Genomic DNA, 21,063 nt, shown 5'->3' with positions numbered 1-21,063 from the left:
TATCGCTATGGGTTCTTCGACTTGGCGGCTTTGACCACCAGTTCGGCATCGAGGTCGCGCTCGATTCGAACGAGATCGTCGTGCATTTCGGCGAACTCGCTCGCGGAGCACATCTGATGACCAAAGGCGGCACGCAAGTGCCGCCTGACCTGCAAGACTCGCGCGCCAGGATCGTAGACGTAGCGGGATGAAAAGGTCAGAAAGCGGTTTTGCACCGCCGTGTCGGACGGCAAATCCGTCACGCGTACAAAGCGCGGCAGCGTCATTTCCAGAGTCTCGTCGAACTCCCCGCCGATGCACGTCCAGGGCTGAGTCCTCGATGGCTCCGCGAGCCACGCCTGCACCTGCGAGCCCATGCCGCCCGAGAAACTCGTCAAGGCCGGCACCGCCGTGGTGCCATCGGTCCAGACGAAGTGCTCGACCTTCCCTTGCATCGACGTGGCAAACGGTCCGGTCGTGGCGCTGAGATCCGCCGTGCGCAATTGTGCCGTGCCGTGCAAGCCTGTCTGCAACAGACGGTTCGCGGCGATCTGCTGCGTGCGCTGCCGCGTCGAGCGCCGAAAGGTATTGCGCTCGATCTCGGCGGTAAAACCCGCGTCCTCCGCGCGGTAAGCGTAATTCGCCGCCCCGCTTTCATCGATGTCGATCTGCACGCGCGCGCTGCGTTCGCGCAACTGCGTGGCCGGCGTGCGCGACAACACACCCTCGCCGACCAGCAAGACCGGCCGGTCCATCACGCTCGGCGGCAGATAGCCGAACGCCGTGCCGCCCGCCGTCGTATCCGCATACAACGACAAGTCAGGAATCCAGATAATCGCGTGATTGATCGCGCTCGATCCGTAGCCGGGCACGTCCGGCAAACTGTAGTACGGCCCGAGATTGAGCAGCACCGCCTCGCTGCGGATGCCGAGCGCGGCCAGCAATGCACCGTAGAGCGCGACGTGGTCCTTGCAGTCGCCGTAACGGTTGCGCAGGATGTCGGCCGCCTTGTGCGGAATCGCCGCCGTTTCGCCGAGAAACAACGCGACGTAGCGGATATTCAGACGCATCCAGTCGTAGAGCCGTTGCGCCTTCACGCGCGGATCGTCGGTGCCGGCGGCGAGCGTTTGCGCCAGGCGGACAATCGCCGGATCGCCAGTCGTCGCGTCGGTTGCGGGGCCACGATAGCGAGAGGCAAAATTCGCGAAGTCCGGCACCGTCGATACCATCAGGCGATCGCCCCAGTTCGCGTAGCCAACCGAGCCCGCTTCGAGCGGCGCATACGGCCCGTGCTGGTAGTCGAACTCGTAGCGGGTACGGCCGTTTGCCGTGACCGGCGGCACGGCGACGTAGCCGCGCGCGTCGGCATAAAGCGGCACGTCGGCGGGCAGATCGAAGATCAGGCGCTGCAGTTCGACCGGGTCGCGCGTCGGCTCGACGAGGTACGCGAAGGTGCCCGCCTGCAAGGGCTTCGTGCGCGTCTTGCGAAACGCCAGATGCACGCGCGAGCCCGGCTCCACGCCTGGGAAGATCACCGTGCGCAACACGCCGTCCTCGAAACTCGGCGCGCCTGCCGAGCGCGGCTCCTGCACGTCGCGGATCGCCTCGGGACCGACCGGATGCGCGACGCCATCCACGTCGATCGTTTCGGCGGCCAGCAGTTGCACCTGCTCGATGTCCTTGTTGAACCACACGTAGCGTTGCGCGATATCGTCGACGCCGCTCGTCGTGTTGGCGCGCAGGACGGTGTCGTCGTGTTCCTCGACGGAGCCGTCTTTCTGGATCGTGAAGAGATGGACGTCGCGCTCGATCGTGGAAGGTGCGCGGTCCTCACCGGATGCGGTGGACGTACTGTCGTCGGCGAACGCGCTGAGCGCGACGCACGCGCCCAGCGCCGACCCGCAGGCCAGCCTGAGAAGAAACGCCACGCCCCGCGTCATGTGCGCCGCGCCCTGCCCCGCGCGCCATCCTGTCGACAACGGGCAAGCGCCTGCTGCAGCGTGACGGCAATTTTCCCCAAGATGCACCTCGGTTGAGTTCTTATCGTGGTTTTAGCACGCTAACCGGCCGCTCACTGCCTCACTCCGTCTCTCCGAGTTGCCCGAGCAGTGCCTGCAATCGCTCGACGTGCCTGAGCAGCAGATGCCGATGCTTTTCGATCTGCTCGAGCCGTCCCGCGAGATCGGCCTGGATCGGGTCGTCGAGATCGGCGGCGGCGATCACGTCCTCCACCTTGGCGCGCATTGTCGCCAGTTCGACCGGCGCGTGAGTCAAATGCCGCTCGAAACGCCGCACGTCCTGGATCGCCACGTCGCGGACCTTGCGAAAGTGCGCCTGACGCCGATGCGCTTCCGCGTCGAGGATTTCTTCCTCGACGCGCTTGGCCGGCCCCGGCTGGCCGAAAATCGGTTCGGGCGGCCGCAGCACCGACTTCTTTCTCACCGGATGCGCCGTGCCGCGAAACCGCGCGAGCGGTTGTTCGTTGTCGATCGCTTCACGCGCGTTGGGCGGGATGTCCTGCTCGGTGTGCGGCGCGTTCATCCAGCCGCCCGGCAAACCCGTGACCGCCTCGATGCCGCGCACGAACTCCTCACTGAATTCGCGCTGGCCGGACAACATCAGTTTCAGATAACTCGCGGAGAAGGTCATCATGCGCGCGAGTCGCGTCGCCGCGCCGACCTCGCGGGTCAACAGCACCAGGTTTGCTCGCCAGACCGGGAGCAGCAATTCGTCGGAATCTTCCATCGCTGGGTCTTCCATCTTTTTGCCCGATGTAGTGATCACGCGCGTCGCGCGTTATCGTTTTGAAAGGGTAGACGCTTCACCGCATGGCGCGCAATCCCGGAATGCCACTGTGTGAGCGTCGAACTGTCGTAAATACACGCCACTGCGCGACTACGCACCATTGCTCGCTATCCATTGCCGGTGGCGGCTCACCACCAGCGTCGCTGTGAATTGACACCTGGGTTCGCTCAGCGTTCCTCCGTTCCGTGCGCATGATGTGGCATGCTTGCAGGCGGTCGCGGCACGCCCCGTGCTGCTCCGTTAGTACCCCAACACTGATTTAAGGATTTTGTAATGAAGAAGATCGTCCTCGCCATCGCCGCAGCCGCTGCAGCCCTGAGCGCCATCGCTCCCGCGCAAGCTTATGAACATCATCACCCTGTATGCCACAAGGTGCGTGTTCATCATCACTGGGAAAAACGCTGCCACTAATGGCGGTGCCACGCCCTGACCGGCACGGCACGTCGTAAAGCCTCGCTATATGCGGGGCTTTTTTTTCGGCATCAGGTCGAAGCAGAACAGGCTGATTTCTTCAACGCGCTCTATACGTTCTGCGCGAAAACGGCAGCATGCAATCACGGACACATGCTGTTACACCTTTGCGGTGTCAGCCGACGCGCTTTCGTCTTGCGGCGCGGTTTGCGCGGCACGATGAAAGCGCGTGGAAAAAGAAGAGAAGACGAGCGGCATGTCACGCCGTCTTGACGCGCTCCAATGCTTTCACGACGAGCGCTTCCAGCAGAGGCTCGACTTTCGCGGCCAACGTTTCGTCATACGCATACGGCATGTGCTCTTCCATATACGTGATCTGCGAGAGTTCGAGTTGCAACGCATGCACGCCTTGCGACGGCTGGCCATACTCGCGCGTGATATAGCCGCCCTTGAACCGGCCGTTGGCCACAGCCGTATAGCCGCCGTCGTATTGCTCGACCGTAGCGGCCATCTCCTCGGCCAATCCCGCCACCGCGCTCGCGCCGTTCGAGGTGCCGAAGTTGAAATCGGGCAGACGTCCCTCAAAAAAACGCGGCACGTGCGAACGGATCGAATGCGCTTCCCACAGCAGCACCTTGCCGTGTTTCGCTTTCAGCGCCGCGAGTTCGCCTTGCAGCGCCTCGTGATAAGGCTTCCAGTAAGCGTCGCGACGGCGCGTGGTTTCAGCCTCGTCCGGCAGTTGGCCGTCCAGATACAACGGCTCCTTGTCGAATGTGTCGACCGGCAGCAGACCGGTCGTGTCCTGGCCCGGGTACAGATTCGCGCCATCGGGCGGACGGTTCAGGTCGATCACATAACGCGCGTAGGTGGGCGCGAGAATCGAGGCGCCCATGCGTTTTGCGAACGCATAAAGACGGTCCAGATGCCAGTCGCAATCGTCGGTGCGCTGCGCGGCGGGCGTCATCGTCGCGGCGATGTCGGCCGGGATTTGCGTACCCAGATGCGGAATCGAAATGAGCAGCGGCAGGCTTCCTCGATGCAGCGAGAAAACCGGCGGAGTGTTCGAAGCAGTCATGTCAGTCCGGAATCGATAGGATCGAAGAATCAGTTCAGCAACTCATGCGACAGGCGCCGGCAAGTTGGCGCGTCGTTCACTTGAGCAGGTCCGCGAGCGCCATGCGATAGCGCGCGTATGCGCCCTCTTCATCGCGATGCCTGCGGTTATCGACGACCTTGTCGCCGCCCGCGTAGACGTCGCGAATCGGCGTTTCGCCATGCTCGCAGAATACAACGCCCGAGAGCCAGGCGTTCGGCGCATGCTCGGCAATGCTCGAATGATTCGCGTCGAGCACGAGCCAATCGGCGCGGCGGCCCGTCTGCAGCGCGCCGACCGCGCGACCCGTGGCGTGCGCGCCGCCTTCGAGCGAGGCGGCGAACAGACGATCGGCGACATGCGTGGCCTGCGCCGACGCCAGCACGTTGCGCTGCCGGCGCGCGAGACGCTGGCCGTATTCGAGCAAACGCAACTCCGCGCGCCAGTCGACGCCGATATGGCTATCCGAGCCCACGCCGATGCGCCCTTGCGCGTCGAGATATTCCTGCGCCGGAAAAATGCCGTCGCCGAGATTGGCTTCGGTGGTTAAACACAAACCGGCGACCGCACCGCTTTTCGCGAGCGCCAGCGTTTCGTTCGCATCGACGTGCGTGGCGTGCACGAGGCACCAGCGGCTGTCGATATCGAAACGATCCAGCAGCCACTGTACCGGACGCGCGCCTTCGGTTTCGACGCACGCATCGACTTCGGCGGTCTGCTCGGCGATATGGATATGAACGGGCGCCGTGTTATCGATGCCGCCGAGCAGCGTACGCAACGACTCCGCGGAGACGGCGCGCAGCGAATGCGGCGCCACACCGTAACGCAACGCGGCAGTTTCAGGGCGCGCCGCGCGCAATGTGCCAAGCAGATCGAGCAGACTCTCCGGCGTGTTGATGAAACGCTGCTGATCTTCACGCGGCGCGCGCGAACCAAAGCCGCTGTACTGATAGAGCACCGGCAGCATCGTCATGCCGATGCCGCTCGCCGACGCCGCATCCACCACGCGTTGCGCGAGTTCCGCCTGATTGGCGTAGCGGCTGCCGTCAGGCGTGTGATGCACATAATGGAACTCGCACACCGACGTATAACCCGCTTTCAGCATTTCGATGTACAGCCATTGCGCGACGCTCGCCAGGCCTTCCGGCGTGATGCGCGCGGCGAAGCGATACATCAGGTCGCGCCAGCTCCAGAAGTTATCCGTAGCGCCCGCGCCGGATGCGCGATATTCGGTGAGGCCGGCCATCGCGCGCTGAAATGCATGCGAATGAAGATTCGGCATGCCAGGCAGTATCGGACCAGCAGCTTTCTGCACGCCAATAGGCGGCGTCGACGTATCGGGCGTGACGGCGGTGAGCGTGCCGTTCGTGTCCCACTCCAGCAGCACGTTGCGGCGCCAGCCATCCCGCAGGTATGCGTACTCGGCGAATAGCGATTGATTCGATTGCTTGTGCGGTTCAGTCATCTCAGGCCCTAGCTCAATTCACGCCGCGTATAAACGGTCTCGCCCGCACGCACGACTCGGGCGCACAGCGGACGTCCAATCCAGTAAGCCAGCTCGGCTAGCGAATCGACCGACCACACCGCGAAATCCGCCGCGCGTCCCGCTTCCAGCGAGCCATGGCGATCCGCCTTGCCGAGCGCGCGTGCCGCGTGCGACGTCACGCCTTGCAGCACTTCGGGCACGGTCATGCGGAACAGCGTGGTGGCCATGTTCATCATCAGCAGCAGCGACGTGGCGGGTGATGTGCCGGGGTTGCTGTCGGTCGAAATCGCGACCGGCACCTGGTAGCGCCGCAGCAATTCCAAAGGCGGCAACTGCGTCTCGCGGATGAAGTAGTACGCGCCCGGCAGCAGCACGGCCACCGTGCCGGCTTCCTTCATCGCGGCGACGCCGGCTTCGTCGAGAAATTCGAGGTGGTCGGCGGACAGCGCACGATGACGCGCGGCGAGTGCCGTGCCGCCGCCGTTCGACAACTGCTCGGCGTGCATTTTCACTGGCAGTTTGTAACGTTCCGCCGCGTTAAAAACGCGCTCGCTTTGTTCCAGCGAAAAACCGATGCGCTCGCAGAACACGTCGACCGCATCGACGAGGCCTTCGTCGGCGAGCGCGGGCAGCATGGTGTTGCAGACTTCGTCGATATACGCGTCGGCACGGCCGGCGAACTCGGGCGGCAGCGCGTGCGCGCCGAGAAACGTCGTATAGACAGTCACGGGATAGCGCTCGCCCAATTGACGCGCGACGCGCAGCATCTTGCGCTCGCTGGCAAGATCAAGCCCGTAGCCGGATTTGATCTCGACCGTGGTCACGCCTTCGGCGAGCAAGGGTTCGAGACGCGCGGCCGATTGGCGGAACAGCGAGGCTTCGTCCGCGGCACGCGTGGCGCGCACCGTGGAGACGATGCCGCCGCCCTGCCGCGCGATTTCTTCGTAGCTGACGCCGGCGAGACGCTGCGCGAATTCGTCCGCGCGCTGTCCGCCGTACACGAGATGTGTGTGGCAATCGACCAGACCCGGCGTCACCCACGCGCCGTGCAGATCTTCGCGCGGCCATGCGGCGTAGTCGGCGGGTAATGAAGAAGCCGCACCGAGCCATACGATCGTGCCGTTTTCAACGGCGATCGCGGCATCGGGCAGCGTGTTTTGGGGATCGCCCTGCGGGCAAAGTTTAAGGTGATGCCAGACGGTTTGCTTCATCGCGTGCTCTTTGCAGCTCGTTGCGTGTCTGTGGTGGTTCGCGTGCAAACGCCGTCAAGGAAGCAGACGTGCACGCGAATCGTCGTCATCGTTGCTTGTAACGGACGCTGATTGCGAGCAAGGCGCCCGCGCCCTCGATCGTGCATGACAGCGCGCTCGGCGTGTCGATGCGCAGCGTGTCGCCGGTGGCAAGCGGCAGTGCTTGCGCGTCGCCCGGCGTAACCGACACCGAACCTTCCGCGCAATACAGCAGGACCGCGTCGGCGGAAAGCGTGCGTTGCGTTGCGCCGCGCCATACTTCCACTTCGCCATGCGCAGCGTCACGCCGCACCATCAGGTTGAAGTCGCGAGTCGCGCCGTCGACCAGACGCGCGTCGATTTGCGCCTCGCCGGCGAAGCGAGCCATGTCGAGCGCTTGCGTCAATGCATGCGTCTTTACGCCGTGCGCGCTCTCCGCTTCATCGAGCAACATGCCCGCGCCGGACAACAGCACAAGCGTGCGATCGATGCCGGCAAAGCGCGAGAACGGCCCGGCTCGCGCGACATCGGCCACGCTCACCCGCCACACGAAGGCATCGAGCCCCGCGCCTTCGGGAAACGCCGCCACTTCACGCGTGACGCCGCCGCCGTTCTTCCACGGCGCCACCACGAGGTCGGCGCCGCGAATCAGCGTGAGGCTTGCGCCGTTGCCCACAGGCGCGCTGTGAGGCATGCCTTGCAGCGCCACGCTCAACGGCCCAGCATCGGCAGATTGAGACCCGCCTCGCGCGCCGTTTCCTGCGCGAGTTCATAGCCCGCATCCGCGTGACGCATCACGCCGGTTGCCGGATCGTTGAACAGCACGCGGCCGAGACGCTCCTTCGCGGCATCCGTGCCGTCCGCGACGATCACGACACCCGAGTGCTGGCTGAAGCCCATGCCGACACCGCCGCCATGATGCAGCGAAACCCACGAAGCGCCGCCCGCCGTATTCAGCAGTGCGTTGAGCAGCGGCCAGTCGCTGACCGCGTCGGAGCCGTCCTTCATCGATTCGGTTTCGCGATTCGGGCTCGCCACCGAACCAGTGTCGAGGTGATCGCGGCCGATCACGATCGGCGCTTTCAGTTCGCCGTTCTTCACCATTTCGTTGAACGCCTGGCCCAGACGATAGCGATCCTTCACGCCGACCCAGCAGATCCGCGCCGGTAAGCCCTGGAACGCGATACGTTCGCGCGCCATGTCGAGCCAGTTGTGCAGATGCGGATCGTCGGGGATCAGTTCCTTGACCTTGGCATCGGTCTTGTAGATATCCTCAGGATCGCCCGACAGCGCGACCCAGCGGAACGGGCCCTTGCCTTCGCAGAACAGCGGACGGATATACGCCGGCACGAAACCCGGGAAATCGAACGCGTTTTCCACGCCCATTTCCAGCGCCATCTGGCGGATGTTGTTGCCGTAGTCAAGCGTGGCCGCGCCGCGTTCCTGCAGCGTCAGCATGGCCTGGACCTGCTTGGCCATCGATTGCTTGGCAGGCAGCACAATGCTGTCCGGCACGGTCTTCTGGCGCTCGCGCCAGTCTTCGACATTCCAGCCTTGCGGCAGGTAGCCGTGAATCGGGTCGTGCGCGCTGGTCTGGTCGGTCACGCAATCCGGCGTGATGCCGCGCGTCACGCATTCAGCGAACACATCCGCCGCGTTACCGAGCAGGCCGATCGACACCGGCTTGCCGGCTTTCTTCGCTTCCTCGAGCATGGCGAGCGCCTCGTCGAGGGTGGCTGCTTTCTTGTCGACGTAACGCGTCTTCAGACGGAAGTCGATACGCGTCTCGTCGCATTCCACCGCGATCATCGAAAAGCCGGCCATGGTCGCCGCCAACGGTTGCGCGCCGCCCATGCCGCCCAGGCCGCCCGTCAGAATCCAGCGGCCCGACGGATCGCCGTTGAAATGCTGGTTCGCCACCGAGAAGAACGTCTCGTAGGTGCCCTGCACGATCCCTTGGCTGCCGATGTAGATCCAGCTGCCCGCCGTCATCTGGCCGTACATCATCAAGCCCTTGCGATCGAGTTCGTGGAAGTGTTCCCACGTCGCCCAATGCGGCACCAGATTCGAATTCGCCAGCAGCACGCGAGGCGCGTCGGCATGCGTGCGGAACACGCCGACCGGCTTGCCCGATTGGATCAGCAGCGTTTCGTTTTCTTCGAGGTCTTTCAGCGACTTGAGGATCTGATCGAAGCAATCCCAGTTACGCGCGGCACGGCCGATGCCGCCGTACACGACCAGCGCATGCGGATGCTCGGCGACTTCCGGATCCAGATTGTTCTGGATCATCCGGTACGCGGCTTCCGCAATCCAGGTCTTGCAGGTCTTTTCCGCGCCGCGCGGTGCGCGGATCGTGCGGGTAGGATCGAGACGCGGGTCGATGTGTTTCGGGTTGTTCATGGTGGCCCTCGGAATGCTTGAAAATGGTCGAAAAAGATTCGGGTACGGCAAAAACGGCGATGTCAGAAATGTCCGGTGAAGCGATAACGGCTGCCGGGGTGCCAGAGATTGGCGATCGATGCCACCTGGCTTTGCGACCACGTGCGCCGATGGAGCACGAGGCATGGTTCGAGTTCGTCCATGGTCAGCAACTCGCGTGTATCGCCGTCGGCAGCCAATGCCTCGATGCGGTACTCGACCCGCTGCAACGGCGCGACACGCACGAGATACTGATTCGGCGTGGTATTCGTGAAGTCCTGCAGCGCGTACTCGGGCGCGACCGCGGGATTGACCCAGCGCTCTTCGAGTTGCACCGGCTCGTCGTTTTCGAAGTGCAGCACACGCGAATGAAACACCGGACTGCCCGCGCTCACCTGCATTTCCTCGGCGAGCGCTTCGTCGGCGATGCTCGCGCCGATGTGCAGCACGTTCGCCTGATAGCGATGACCGCGCGCGACGATTTCGTCGGAGATGCTGCGGATCGCCACCAGCGTGGATTCGTACTTGGGGCGGGCCACGAAGGTGCCCGACCCTTGCACACGCGTGAGCACCTGCTCCGAAGTCAGCTCGCGCAACGCGCGGTTGACCGTCATGCGCGCCACGTTGAATTCGCGCGCCAGCTCGTTTTCGGAGGGCACCTGGTCGCCTTCGCCCCATTCGCCCGCATGAATGCGCGCGAGGATGAAGTCCTTGATGCCCTGATAGGCCGGTGCGTTCATTGGCTTGCTGTGCCTCGCTGACTGCTTACTGTTCGGACGCGAAGGAGAGCGGGCTCAGCTTCGCGATCGTGCCGTCCTGCACGAGACGCGTGACCGCCGCGATATCCGGTGCGAAGTAGTGATCGAGTTCGTAATGCGCGACGTCCTTGCGCACGGCGTCCATCACTTTTTGCAGGCTCGGGCTGGTCTTGTGCGGCGCGCGCAGATCGACGCCTTGCGCGGCGGCGAGCAGTTCGATCGACAGAATGTTCGCGGTGTTTTCAGCAATGTCGCCGAGCTTGCGCGCGGCGAAGGTCGCCATCGACACGTGGTCTTCCTGGTTCGCCGACGTGGGCAGCGAATCGACCGAAGCCGGATGCGCGAGCGTCTTGTTCTCCGAAGCGAGCGCGGCGGCCGTGACGTGAGCGATCATGAAGCCCGAATTCACGCCACCGTCGCGCACGAGGAACGGCGGCAGACCCGACAGCGTCGCGTCGATCAGCAGCGCGATGCGGCGTTCGGCCAGTGCGCCGATTTCGGCGGCGGCGAGCGCGAGGTTGTCGGCGGCGAAGGCCACCGGCTCCGCGTGGAAATTACCGCCCGACAGCACTTCGCCGGTGTCCGGGAAAATCAGCGGATTGTCGGAGACCGCGTTCGCTTCGAGCAGCAGCACGTTGGCGGCGTGGCGCATCTGATCCAGACACGCGCCCATCACTTGCGGCTGGCAGCGCAGGCTGTACGGATCCTGCACCTTGTCGCAATCGGCGTGCGAGACGTTGATGCCCGAGCCTTGCAGCAGTGAGCGGTATGCACCGGCCGCATCGATCTGGCCTTGATGACCACGCAGTTCGTGAATGCGTGCGTCGAACGGCTTGACCGAACCCATGGCCGCGTCCACCGACAACGCGCCCGACACCAACGCGGTGCGGTACAGGTCTTCGATGGCGAACATGTTGTAGAGCGCGAGCGCGGTCGAAGCCTGCGTGCCGTTCAGCAGCGCCAGACCTTCCTTGGCTTGCAGCGTGAGCGGCTTGAGGCCGACGAGCGCGAGGCCTTCGGTGGCCGGCATGCGCTCGCCCTTGGCGAACACTTCGCCGACGCCGAGCAGCGTTGCCGACATATGCGCGAGCGGCGCGAGGTCGCCGGATGCGCCGACCGAACCCTTCACCGGAATGACCGGCAGCACGTCGGCGTTGTACAGCGTGATCAGCGCTTCCATCACTTCGCGGCGGATGCCAGAGTGACCACGGCCGAGGCTCGATAGCTTCAGCGCGATCAACAGGCGCACCACCGGACGCGACATCGGCTCACCCACGCCGACTGCATGCGAGAGCACCAGATTGCGTTGCAGCAGTTCGAGCTGGTCGTGCGGGATATGCGTGCTGGCGAGGCGCCCAAAGCCCGTGTTGATGCCGTAGGCCGGTTCGCCCTTCGCGGCGATATCGGCCACGGCTTGCGCGCAGGCGTCGATCGCGGCGTGGCTGGCGGGATCGAGTTGCAACGCGACGTGTTCGCGTGCGATCTGGCGCAGTTGCGGGAGGGTCAGGTAGCCGGGCTTCAGAGTCATCATGGTTGTCGTCCTGTCTATACAATTTGAGAGAAGTCTAGCGGCGTCTGCTTGTATATACAACTTGTTTTTCGGGGTTTTGGCCTAGGGGTTTCCATTAGGGTGAAACGTAAGCTTGGCTTGGATCTTGCCTCTGCCGGAATTTCCTGCGGCTCCGCGTGGCGGGCTGGCTTCTGAGCGCCTCGGATCTCAACTTGTATATACACGCTCAAAATGGCCAGCGCGAGGCGTAAAAAATATTTGGCGCGTAGACCTGCGCGCTTTACGGCCTGTTTTGCGGCCTATAAAAGCGTTATAGAAGAGACGACTCGAGACAACGCAAAAAGCCCGCGCGCTCAGGCGAGCCGCGGGCTTCCGCTGATTCGACTAGTGATGAGACAGCGCCGCTAAAGCTTCACGCGCGCCGCGATGAAATCCAGAAAACACTGCACGCGCCCCGCCAGCGATGCGCTCTGGTAGTACACCGCGCTCACCCGCTGCCGCTCGTCCGCCAGCACGTTGCCGAGAATCGGCACGAGACGCTTTTCGCGCACGTCGGCCGCGCTCATGAAATCGGCGAGACAGGCGATGCCCCATCCCGACAGCACCAGTTGCCGCAATGTCTCGCCGCTCGATGCGGTGATCGCCGGCTCGATCTTCAGCGATTCCGCGCCGCCCTTGCGCCCTTCCCGCAACGGCCAGCGGTTCAGATGCTCCGGCGCCGTAAAGCCGATCAGCCGATGCTCGCGCAACGCTTCGACCGATTTCGGCTCGCCGTATTCGGCCAGATACGCCGGGCTCGCGAGCACACGCAGTTTGCTGGTGCCGAGGGCGCGCGCATGCAAAGTCGAATCCTGCAATTCGCCGATGCGGATCGCGATGTCCACCTTCTGCTCCAGCAAATCCACGATCCGTTCATTGCTGGTCAGCTCAAGCCTGATCTCCGGATACAGCGCCGAAAACGCCGTCATATGCGGCGCTACGCAATGCAGCATGAAGGGCGACGCGGCATCGACGCGCAGACGCCCCGAGGGCCGCTCGCGTCCGCGCGTGACGGATTCCTCGGCCTCTTCCATCGCGTCGAGGATCGCTCGCGCGCGCTGCAGGAAGGTTTCGCCCTCTTCGGTGAGTTGCAGACGGCGCGTTGTGCGCCTCACCAACGCGGTGTCGAGTTTCTTTTCGAGGCGCGTGAGCGCGCGGCTCACGCCGGAAACGGTCTGATTCAGTTTCTCTGCGGCCGCGGTAATCGAACCGCTGTCGATCACCGTGACGAACACCAGCAACTCGTCGGTGGAAGTTTTCATTGTTGATTTCAAATCAAGATTGATTTGAGACTAACACGGTTTTTGCGAGAATCAAGTCGGCGGATACTGCGTGCATGTCATCGTGTTTCTCATCAAGGAGAACGTCTTGAAGATTTTCATCACAGGGGCAAGCGGTTTCATCGGCGGCTCGATCGCAGCACATCTGGCGCGCGCCGGCCACACCGTGCGCGGTTTGATCCGCAACCCCGAACATAGCGCCGAGCTGCAACGCCTCGGTATCGAACCCGTGATCGGCACGCTCGACGACCGCGCGTTGCTGATCGCCGAAGCGCAAGCCGCCGACGCCGTCATCAACGCCGCGAGCAGCGATCATGAAGGCGCGGTGAAGGCGCTGATCGACGGACTCGCCGGCTCCGGCAAAACGTTTCTGCATACGAGCGGTTCGAGCATCGTCGGCGATGCGTCGGGCGGCGAAGCAGGTCAGGCGCGCATCTATCACGAGGACGCGCTGCCCGAGCCGACTCCCGACAAAGTGGCGCGCGTCGCGATCGACCTGCTAGTGCTCAATTCGGCCAAGCTGAATATCCGCTCGGCCGTGTTGTGCAACACGCTGATCTACGGCCACGGCGCGGTGCCGGGCAGCGCGAGCGTGCAACTGCCGCGCCTCGTGCGTCAGGCGCTAAAGAGCGGCGTGGTGCGTCATGTGGGCAGTGGCGGCAACATCTGGTCGAACGTGTATATCGACGATGTCGCCGAACTGTATCGCCTCGCGTTGGACAAGACGCCGGCGGGCACCTTCTACTTCGTCGAAAGCGGCGAGGCGTCGTTTAGCGACATGAGCGCCGCGATTGCGCGCGCGATGAAGCTCGGCGAGCCGCAAGACTGGCCGCTCGAAGACGCGCAAAAGGAATGGGGCTACGAAATGGCCTCGTACGGCCTCGGCTCGAATAGCCGCGTGCGCGGTGAACGCGCCCGCAAGCTGCTTGGATGGCAACCGAAGCGCACGTCGGTGATCGACTGGATCGAGCACGACATGATGTCTCCGGAGCATACGTCGTCCGCGGCGTAAGCCAGGGGGATGTCCGTTCAGGCGTCCGGAAGTGCCGCGCAAGAGGCTTCTTCCGGGCGCCGATGGCGTATGCCAAAGCGTAATTAGTGTAAGCGTTGTCGTTGCGAATCCGTAAGCTCGGCTCGATAGAATCGCGCTCACCTGATCGTGCGATTCGACAATCCGAGCCGCACATGAGCCCGGATTTAATCGATGACTTTGGCGCTGAATTTCGATTGGCTGACTAATCTGCTGGCGATTCTCTTCGTCGTGGCGTGTCTCTACGATGCACGCTACGACGAATACGGCACGCTGACGCTGTCAGCGGCCGCGATGGGACTCGTCGTGATGGCGATCGAACTGTTCCTCAGGCCCGCCTTCGACATGTCGCTCTGAACACGAGCGCGTTGATCTTGACGCTGTTTTACGAAGCGGGACGCCAGAATGCATGACGTCCCTCTCTAACCGCGCAGATCCGGGCTAGCGTTGCGTACCATCAAGAACCACAAGCGGCGCAGCCGCCTTGCGGCTTCTCTTCATAGCGGTCGTGATGTCTGACCCAATCGGTCAGACTGCGGTCTTCATTGCGGCCCTTCGGCGTGACATCCAGATGCGCGTAGGTATTGATGAAGCGTTCGTCGCCGCGTCCGTAGACGGAGTACGTGTGATACACGTCGCCCTGCTCGTCCTTGTAGAACACGCTATGGCCGTGTTGCTCGTCGATGCCGACGTCCTGCTCGGTGAAGTTATAGAACGCCTTCTTGCTCTCCAATTGTTCAGGCGTGAACGACACGTGGTAATCAAAATTGAAATCGCTGCCGGCTGACGACACCCACGGAAAGGTCCAGCCCATGCGTTTCTTGAAACCGTCGATCTTAGCGAGCGGCGCGTGCGACACCGTCACGTACGATACATCGTGATGCTCGAGATGCGTGACAATCCCCGTCATATGATCCGACAGGAACGAGCAGCCGACGCAACCTTCTTCCCAATCCGCGCCAAACATGAAGTGATAGACGATCAACTGGCTGCGTCCATCGAACAGATCGGCCAGCGTCTTGCGGCCCTGCGGTGTATCGAAGGTATAAGTCTTATCCACCCTGACCCAAGGCAGCGCGCGACGTTTGCGCGCGAGTTCGTCGCCGGCGCGCATGTGCGCTTTCTCTTCGGCTAGCAATGCCTTGCTGGCGGCGAGCCACTCCTCTCTCGATCCCGTACGGTGTTGCGGTTCCATATGCGTCTCCTTCCCTGCATCTAGCAGACTAACGAAAACAAACGAACTCACGCCACGTAGCGTTCCAGCGAATCGATCCCATCCGTCCAGCCGCGGCGATGATCCTCGCACTGCGCTTCATCGGCGAGACGTTCGTGCGTGAGCGTGAGCCATGTGGCGTCGCCGTCCGGTTCCAGCAGCAGCGTGACCTGCGATTCATGCTCGGGGCTGTAGCGCCACACCCATGTGAAGACGAGCTTGCGGTCGGGCACCACCTCCAGATACTGACCGCCCACCTCGACCTCGTTGCCGTCCGGCTCGCGATAGACGATCACGTAACGTCCGTCGACGCGCACATCCATTTCCACGCGCACCACGTCCGCGCCGCCCGGATGCATCCACGTCATGAATTGCGCCGGTTCCGTCCAGGCGCGGAAGACTTTGGCGGGCGCGGCGTTGAGACGCCGCTGGAGGGTGAGGCTGGGCTGGGTGGACATGGAGCTTGTTCCTCTTCGACGAAAGCGGCAAGACGATCGAGTGATTCGGACCAGAAGCGCTGATAGCGGCCAAGCCATTCCATGGCCTCTTCCATCGGCCCGGCGGACAGGCGGCACGCCACCGTGCGGCCGGTTTTGCTGCGCGTGATGAGACCCGCCTCGCTCAACACGTCGAGGTGTTTCATCACAGCAGGCAAGGACATCGCAAACGGCTCGGCAAGTTCGCTGACCGACAGATCTTTCGACGATAGACGCGCGAGCAGCGCACGCCGTGTCGGGTCGGAGAGCGCCGCAAAGGTGCGATCGAGTAGTGCTTCGTTAAACTTAACCATGAGGTTAAGTATAGAAACGAAGCAACTAAAGTCAAGGACAGGTACGCGTTTTCGTAAAGCGCGCGAAACGTAAAGTGGGAACGCAGGGCAAAAAAGATACGCGGCGAGCCGCAGATCAAGCCTGCAACGCGCCGCGTCAAAGGTGGAGAACAAACGACTACAGGCTCAAGCAAAGCAGCCAGAAACGCACTGCCCTGCTCTCGCTTTCCAGCACAGATTCAACAGTCCGATACTGCAACCGGCAAGACCCAGGCAGCGCCCGAGTTCATGACCTAACGATCAGATCGCCCAGCCGCCGAGGTAGAAACCGACCAGCACGATCGCGATGACAACCGTGCCCACGTTCAGCTTGCGATATTCGCCGCTGACCACGCGCCCGATCACCAGCGTCGCGAAGCCGAGCATGATGCCCGTCACGATGTTGGCGGTCAGCACGATGAACACCGCGCACATCAGGCCCGACATCGCGTCGACCATGTCGTCCATATGCAGCTTGCTGACGTTCGAGAGCATCAGCAGACCTACGTACATCAACGCGGGCGCCGTTGCATATGAAGGCACGAGGGCCGCGAGCGGCGAGAAGAACATCACCACGAGGAACAGCAGACCGACCACCGCCGCGGCCATGCCGGTCTTTGCGCCTGCCGCCACGCCGACCGTCGATTCGATATACGCGGCAGCCGGCGCGCCGCCGAGCAGGCCCGAGAAAATCGAGCTCAGCGAGTCGGCCGTCAAGGCGCGGCCACCGTTGATGATGCGGCCGTTTTCATCGAGTTGGCCCGCTTGTCCCGCGACGGCGCGGATCGTACCGGTCGCGTCGAACACCGCGGTCATCACCAGAGCCAGCACGCTAGGCAGCACCGCCATCGACAACGCGCCCTTGATGTCCATCGCACCGATCAGCGAAGCGTGACCCGGCGCGCTGAGCGACGGCACCGCGAACACGCCGTGGAACGACATGGCCGGATCGATCACGAACGCAATCGCCGAAATCGCCACGATCACGATCAGGATCGAGCCCGGCACGCGGCGGCGCACCAGACCGAAGATGGCCGCGAGACCCGCCACCGACATAATGGCCGGCAACGCCGTGATGTTGCCGAGCGCGACCGGCAGACCCGCGCCCGGATTCTTCACGACGAGGCCCACGTCGTTGGCCGCGATCAGCAGCAGGAACAGGCCGATGCCGATGCCCGTGCCGTGCGCGATGCCCGTCGGCAGATTGCGCAGAATCCACGAACGCACGCCCGTCACCGAAATCGCGGTGAAGACCACGCCCATCAGAAATACCGCGCCGAGCGCGACGTTCGGATGCAGACCTTTGCCGAGCACGAGGCCGAACGCGGTGAACGCCGTCAGCGAAATCGCACAGCCGATCGCGATCGGCAGGCGCGCCCACACGCCCATCAGCAGCGAGCCGAACGCCGTGGTCAGACACACGGCGACGAAGACCGCGCTGGTGTCGAAGCCCGCTTTGCCGAACATGCCCGGCACGACGAACACGGAATAGACCATCGCAAGGAAGGTCGTGACACCTGCGACGATTTCCTGCCGCTGCGAACTGCCGCGCGAGGAGATTTCAAAGTAGCGGTCGAGAAAGCCCTTTCCGTCGAATGATTCGGCGCCGACTTCAGAAATCGGTTGGGCGTGGGGTTCCATCATGATGAGTGCCTCCTTTATCAGCGTGCTGAAGCGGCCGCCGGTGCGGTCGCCATCAGGGTCGTCTCGTTGCGTTGGTTTAATGTGGGTGGGTCTTTTTGCTGTCTCGAAATGTAGGGCAACACAAATATATCTCCCATCGCATGGATGGCATGCCTGACATGTCGCGATGCTTATATCCTTTAGGGGAAGCCAAAGTAGCTTTGCCGCCCGCGCGTTTACACCTACGGTTTGTCACATACATATGAAAGGGTTTTGAGGGCTTTCACGGTTGAAAACGGAGTTCGACGATCTACTGGATCGGCCGGGCGCGGCATGAACCGTGCTATGGCCAGCCTGTCAGATCGCCTGCAAAACCGGGGCCGCCCGACGTCGCGGGTTACACTCTGGCCCGTACCTGTCTTAACCGCGGCGGCCCACTGCGCCCGTCCGCACCGGCCCATGGAGTCTTTCTTGATGAGCGGCGGTTTTTCGCGTCCTGCCTGGCGTCTCTTGATTCTTGCTGTGTTCGCGCTGTTCGCGCTGTCCGGTTGCAGTCTGCTGTGGGGGCCGCAGCAGGCACCGATCGTCGAAGCCACGGTGATGCCCGTCGAGCCGGCCAGCGCGCCCGTGGCCGCCTCCGCGCCCGAACCGGTCGAGACCGAAGCGGCCGAACCCGAGCAATCGAAGAAGCCGAAGAAGCCGGTCGTCAAGCCGCACAAGGTCGAGCCTCCGCCGCCTGTTGTCACGGCGCCTCCGCCGCCCCCGCCGCCGCCCCCGCCGCTGATCGTGCTGCGCACCATCGAGCGCAAGGAGGCGCACGCGCTGCTCGATAGCGAAGTGCAGAAGCCCGACGGCAAGGTGGTCGGACGCGCGGTCGATCTGATCGCCGACGCCGGCGGCAAGCCGCGTGAGATGGTCGTGAATTTGCAGGGCTTCCTGGGCGTGGGCGACCGCAAGGTGAACTTCCCGTGGAGCGCGTTCCGCTTCACGCCGGCGGCGAAAACCGCGCCTATCACGCTCAATGCCGCCGCGATTCCGGCGAACGCGGCCAAGACCGCCGCGGCTGGCGTGCAATTGCCGCTGATCGACGCCACTGTCGAGCGTTCGAACGGCGCCAAGGTCGGCCGTGTGATCGACGTACTGATCGATGCCAATGCGCAGCCGCAGGCGGTCGTACTCGACGTCAACGGCATGGTCAGCACCGAACGGCGCACGATTGCCGCCAACTGGTCGGCGCTGCGCTTCGTCACGAAAGATAAGGAGTTGCATCCGCTCATCGATCTGAGCGATGCGCAGATCAACGCGACGCCGCCTTACGCAAGCGACAAACCGATACGCGCGGTGTCGCCGGCGCCGCCACCGGCGCCCGCTCCTGCTTCCGCGCCCGCCGCCGCGGCCACGTCCACGGCGGTATCCAACGCACGGGCGGCCCGATGACAGGCCGCACTCTGGTAACGGCGCGCAGCCTGCGCGCGCTCGATTGGCTGAATTTTTTCGTCGCCAACGTGCAAACGGGTTTTGGACCGTTCATCGCGTCCTATCTGGCCTCGCATAAATGGACGCAGGGCGAGATCGGCATGGCGCTCTCCGTGGGCACCATCAGCGCGATGGTGAGCCAGGTGCCCGGCGGCGCCGCCGTCGATGCTTTGCGCAACAAGAAAGGCGCTGCGGCCTGGGCGATCTTCGCGATCATCCTGAGCGCGGTGCTGCTGGCCGTGAGTCCTACGGTGCTGCCGGTGATCGCCGCCGAGGTCTTTCACGGCTTCGCGAGTTGCATGCTGACGCCGGCGCTCGCCGCGATCTCGTTCGCGCTGGTGGGACGCGCGAATCTCGGTGACCGGCTGGGGCGCAACGCGCGCTGGGCCTCGATTGGCAGCGCGGTCGCGGCTGGGCTGATGGGCGTATTCGGCGAGTACTATTCGCCGCGCGCGGTGTTCTGGCTGACCGCCGCGCTCGCCGTGCCCGCGCTGTTCGCGCTGACGATGATCCAGCGCACCGACACCATCGAGCTTCCCAAAGCCGGACCGACGCCGCAGCAGATCGAGCGGCGCGAAAGTCTGCGCGAGTTGCTGCGCGACAAGCGGATGCTGTTGTTCGCGGCGTGCATCGTGCTGTTCCATTTGTCGAATGCGGCGATGCTGAATCTCGCTGCCGGCGAAGTGACCGCCGGCATGGGCGATAACGTGCAGCTTGTGATCGCGGCGTGCATCATCGTGCCGCAGGCGATCGTGGCGATGATGTCGCCGTGGGTCGGACGCTCGGCCGAGCGATGGGGGCGTCGGCCGATTCTGCTGCTTGGGTTTTCGGCTTTGCCGATACGGGCGTTGTTGTTTGCTGGGATCAGCAGCCCTTATTTGCTGGTGCCGGTGCAGATGCTCGACGGGTTGAGTGCCGCGGTGTTCGGGGTGATGCTACCGTTGATTGCCGCCGATGTGGCTGGCGGTAAGGGGCGCTATAACCTTTGTATTGGCTTGTTTGGGTTGGCGGCTGGGATTGGGGCTACGTTGAGTACTACCGCTGCTGGGTTTGTCGCCGATCGGTTTGGCAATGCGGTTAGCTTTTTTGGGTTGGCTGCGGCGGGGGCGTTGGCTGTTTTGCTGGTGTGGGCGGCGATGCCCGAAACGCGCGATGCGGCGGCTGAGGATGAGGCGCCGGTGGCGGATGGGGGGGAGTCGGCGGTGCGGTGATTTGGGTTTTTGCCGGCGTGGCGGGGTGGGGGTGTTCTCGTGGTTGTTGGCCTTTCCTTGCTTTGTTAGTGGTCTATTAGCGTTGCCCCTGTGCGGGGCGGCACTTACTTCTCTTTGCCGGCCGCAAAGAGAAGTAAGCAAGAGAAAGCGGCTCACACCGCTAGCTCATAAGCGGGGCTCTCGCACAGCCCCGGTAGTGGTGCATCTGGAATCTGTGTTCTCGCACACTGCGCGTGAGTGACACAGCAGTCATTCTTCCGGCGGCGCTACGCGCGCCGTCGCGGTGCTTCAGCTGCGAGCCGCTTGCGGTTGGTCGACTATTTTTCGGGCGCGGTGTTTGCATCCGATGACGCGTGATCGGTTTGTATGGATTCCTGCATTGTCCGCCCACGCGCTGCCGGTGCCACGTTGAAAAAGTAGATGAGGCAGCAAAAATGCGGACAGGTTCGGTTCGGTCACGCACAAATAGACAGTCCGCTCGCGAGAAAACTGCCAACGTCTCGAGGAGACGCTCAACAGCAAAGCCGTCACCGATACTGAACGACCGCGACGGCGCGCGCAGCGCCGCCGGAAGAATGACTGCTGTGTCACAAACGCGGAGTGTGCGAGAACACAGATTCCAGATGCACCACTACAGGGGCTGTGCGAGAGCCCCGCTTATGAGCTAGCGGTGTGAGCCGCTTTCTCTTGCTTA

The 21,063-nt window shown here is 63.2% G+C and carries 19 protein-coding genes; 5 read left to right on the top strand and 14 right to left on the bottom strand.

Annotated features, from left to right (window positions below; genetic code table 11):
* Positions 1–5: 5 nt before the first annotated feature.
* Together BPHYT_RS07595 and BPHYT_RS07590 are read right to left on the bottom strand one after the other, a co-directional pair.
* Positions 6–1,919 (bottom strand): DUF3857 domain-containing transglutaminase family protein, encoded by a 1,914-nt coding sequence (locus BPHYT_RS07595; RefSeq protein WP_012432565.1) that lies wholly within the window; start codon positions 1,917–1,919, stop codon positions 6–8.
* Positions 1,920–2,058: 139 nt separating this feature from the next.
* Positions 2,059–2,724: a hypothetical protein gene (locus tag BPHYT_RS07590; protein ID WP_012432564.1), complete on the bottom strand. Its 666-nt coding sequence runs from the start codon at positions 2,722–2,724 to the stop codon at positions 2,059–2,061.
* A gap of 333 nt (positions 2,725–3,057) precedes the next feature.
* Between BPHYT_RS07590 and BPHYT_RS38595 the strand changes: the two genes are divergently transcribed.
* Positions 3,058–3,195, top strand: coding sequence for a hypothetical protein (locus BPHYT_RS38595; protein ID WP_166799235.1), 138 nt, complete (start codon positions 3,058–3,060; stop codon positions 3,193–3,195).
* A gap of 259 nt (positions 3,196–3,454) precedes the next feature.
* Here BPHYT_RS38595 and hutG read toward each other — a convergent pair whose 3' ends face one another.
* The 8 genes from hutG to BPHYT_RS07550 form a co-directional block, all read right to left on the bottom strand.
* Complete coding sequence (gene hutG, locus BPHYT_RS07585) at positions 3,455–4,270, bottom strand: N-formylglutamate deformylase (protein WP_012432563.1); 816 nt, start codon at positions 4,268–4,270, stop codon at positions 3,455–3,457.
* A 76-nt stretch (positions 4,271–4,346) separates the two neighbouring features.
* Positions 4,347–5,753 carry a formimidoylglutamate deiminase gene (locus tag BPHYT_RS07580; RefSeq protein ID WP_012432562.1) on the bottom strand — a complete coding sequence of 469 codons (1,407 nt, stop codon included), beginning with the start codon at positions 5,751–5,753 and terminating at the stop codon, positions 4,347–4,349.
* Positions 5,754–5,761: 8 nt separating this feature from the next.
* A complete protein-coding gene (gene hutI / locus BPHYT_RS07575) occupies positions 5,762–6,985 on the bottom strand; it encodes an imidazolonepropionase (RefSeq protein WP_012432561.1) in 1,224 nt (407 codons plus the stop codon).
* 85 nt (positions 6,986–7,070) lie between these two features.
* Complete coding sequence (locus BPHYT_RS07570; protein ID WP_012432560.1) at positions 7,071–7,697, bottom strand: HutD/Ves family protein; 627 nt, start codon at positions 7,695–7,697, stop codon at positions 7,071–7,073.
* A 17-nt stretch (positions 7,698–7,714) separates the two neighbouring features.
* Complete coding sequence (gene hutU / locus BPHYT_RS07565; protein WP_012432559.1) at positions 7,715–9,403, bottom strand: urocanate hydratase; 1,689 nt, start codon at positions 9,401–9,403, stop codon at positions 7,715–7,717.
* Between the two features lie 62 nt (positions 9,404–9,465).
* Positions 9,466–10,161, bottom strand: a complete 696-nt coding sequence (hutC, locus tag BPHYT_RS07560) for a histidine utilization repressor (protein WP_012432558.1) — start codon at positions 10,159–10,161, stop codon at positions 9,466–9,468.
* A 25-nt stretch (positions 10,162–10,186) separates the two neighbouring features.
* On the bottom strand, positions 10,187–11,710 hold the full coding sequence (gene hutH / locus BPHYT_RS07555; protein WP_012432557.1) for a histidine ammonia-lyase: 1,524 nt from the start codon (positions 11,708–11,710) through the stop codon (positions 10,187–10,189).
* A gap of 383 nt (positions 11,711–12,093) precedes the next feature.
* Positions 12,094–12,990 (bottom strand): LysR family transcriptional regulator, encoded by an 897-nt coding sequence (locus BPHYT_RS07550; protein ID WP_012432556.1) that lies wholly within the window; start codon positions 12,988–12,990, stop codon positions 12,094–12,096.
* 106 nt (positions 12,991–13,096) lie between these two features.
* On the opposite strand from BPHYT_RS07550, the gene BPHYT_RS07545 reads away from it, so the two are divergent.
* Positions 13,097–14,020 (top strand): NAD-dependent epimerase/dehydratase family protein, encoded by a 924-nt coding sequence (locus BPHYT_RS07545; protein WP_041758845.1) that lies wholly within the window; start codon positions 13,097–13,099, stop codon positions 14,018–14,020.
* A gap of 192 nt (positions 14,021–14,212) precedes the next feature.
* Positions 14,213–14,395: a hypothetical protein gene (locus tag BPHYT_RS07540; protein WP_012432554.1), complete on the top strand. Its 183-nt coding sequence runs from the start codon at positions 14,213–14,215 to the stop codon at positions 14,393–14,395.
* A gap of 100 nt (positions 14,396–14,495) precedes the next feature.
* Here BPHYT_RS07540 and BPHYT_RS07535 read toward each other — a convergent pair whose 3' ends face one another.
* From BPHYT_RS07535 to BPHYT_RS07520, 4 genes are all read right to left on the bottom strand, one after another.
* Positions 14,496–15,233 (bottom strand): DUF899 domain-containing protein, encoded by a 738-nt coding sequence (locus tag BPHYT_RS07535; protein WP_012432553.1) that lies wholly within the window; start codon positions 15,231–15,233, stop codon positions 14,496–14,498.
* 47 nt (positions 15,234–15,280) lie between these two features.
* Positions 15,281–15,619, bottom strand: coding sequence for an SRPBCC family protein (locus BPHYT_RS07530; RefSeq protein ID WP_238535636.1), 339 nt, complete (start codon positions 15,617–15,619; stop codon positions 15,281–15,283).
* Positions 15,616–16,194 carry an ArsR/SmtB family transcription factor gene (locus BPHYT_RS07525; RefSeq protein WP_322786744.1) on the bottom strand — a complete coding sequence of 193 codons (579 nt, stop codon included), beginning with the start codon at positions 16,192–16,194 and terminating at the stop codon, positions 15,616–15,618. The genes BPHYT_RS07530 and BPHYT_RS07525 overlap by 4 nt, the downstream gene beginning before the upstream one ends.
* Positions 16,195–16,320: 126 nt before the next feature.
* Positions 16,321–17,703 carry an NCS2 family permease gene (locus tag BPHYT_RS07520; RefSeq protein WP_012432551.1) on the bottom strand — a complete coding sequence of 461 codons (1,383 nt, stop codon included), beginning with the start codon at positions 17,701–17,703 and terminating at the stop codon, positions 16,321–16,323.
* Between the two features lie 453 nt (positions 17,704–18,156).
* On the opposite strand from BPHYT_RS07520, the gene BPHYT_RS07515 reads away from it, so the two are divergent.
* A complete protein-coding gene (locus tag BPHYT_RS07515; protein WP_012432550.1) occupies positions 18,157–19,119 on the top strand; it encodes a PRC-barrel domain-containing protein in 963 nt (320 codons plus the stop codon).
* Entirely contained in the window at positions 19,116–20,369 is a 1,254-nt protein-coding gene (locus BPHYT_RS07510) for an MFS transporter (RefSeq protein ID WP_012432549.1), read from the top strand. The genes BPHYT_RS07515 and BPHYT_RS07510 overlap by 4 nt, the downstream gene beginning before the upstream one ends.
* The last annotated feature ends 694 nt before the right edge of the window (positions 20,370–21,063 follow it).

Origin of the sequence: Paraburkholderia phytofirmans PsJN (assembly GCF_000020125.1) — a bacterium.
GTDB lineage: Bacteria > Pseudomonadota > Gammaproteobacteria > Burkholderiales > Burkholderiaceae > Paraburkholderia > Paraburkholderia phytofirmans.
The sequence above is the reverse complement of the archived record's forward strand: the minus strand, read 5'-3'. Positions and strand labels throughout refer to the sequence as shown.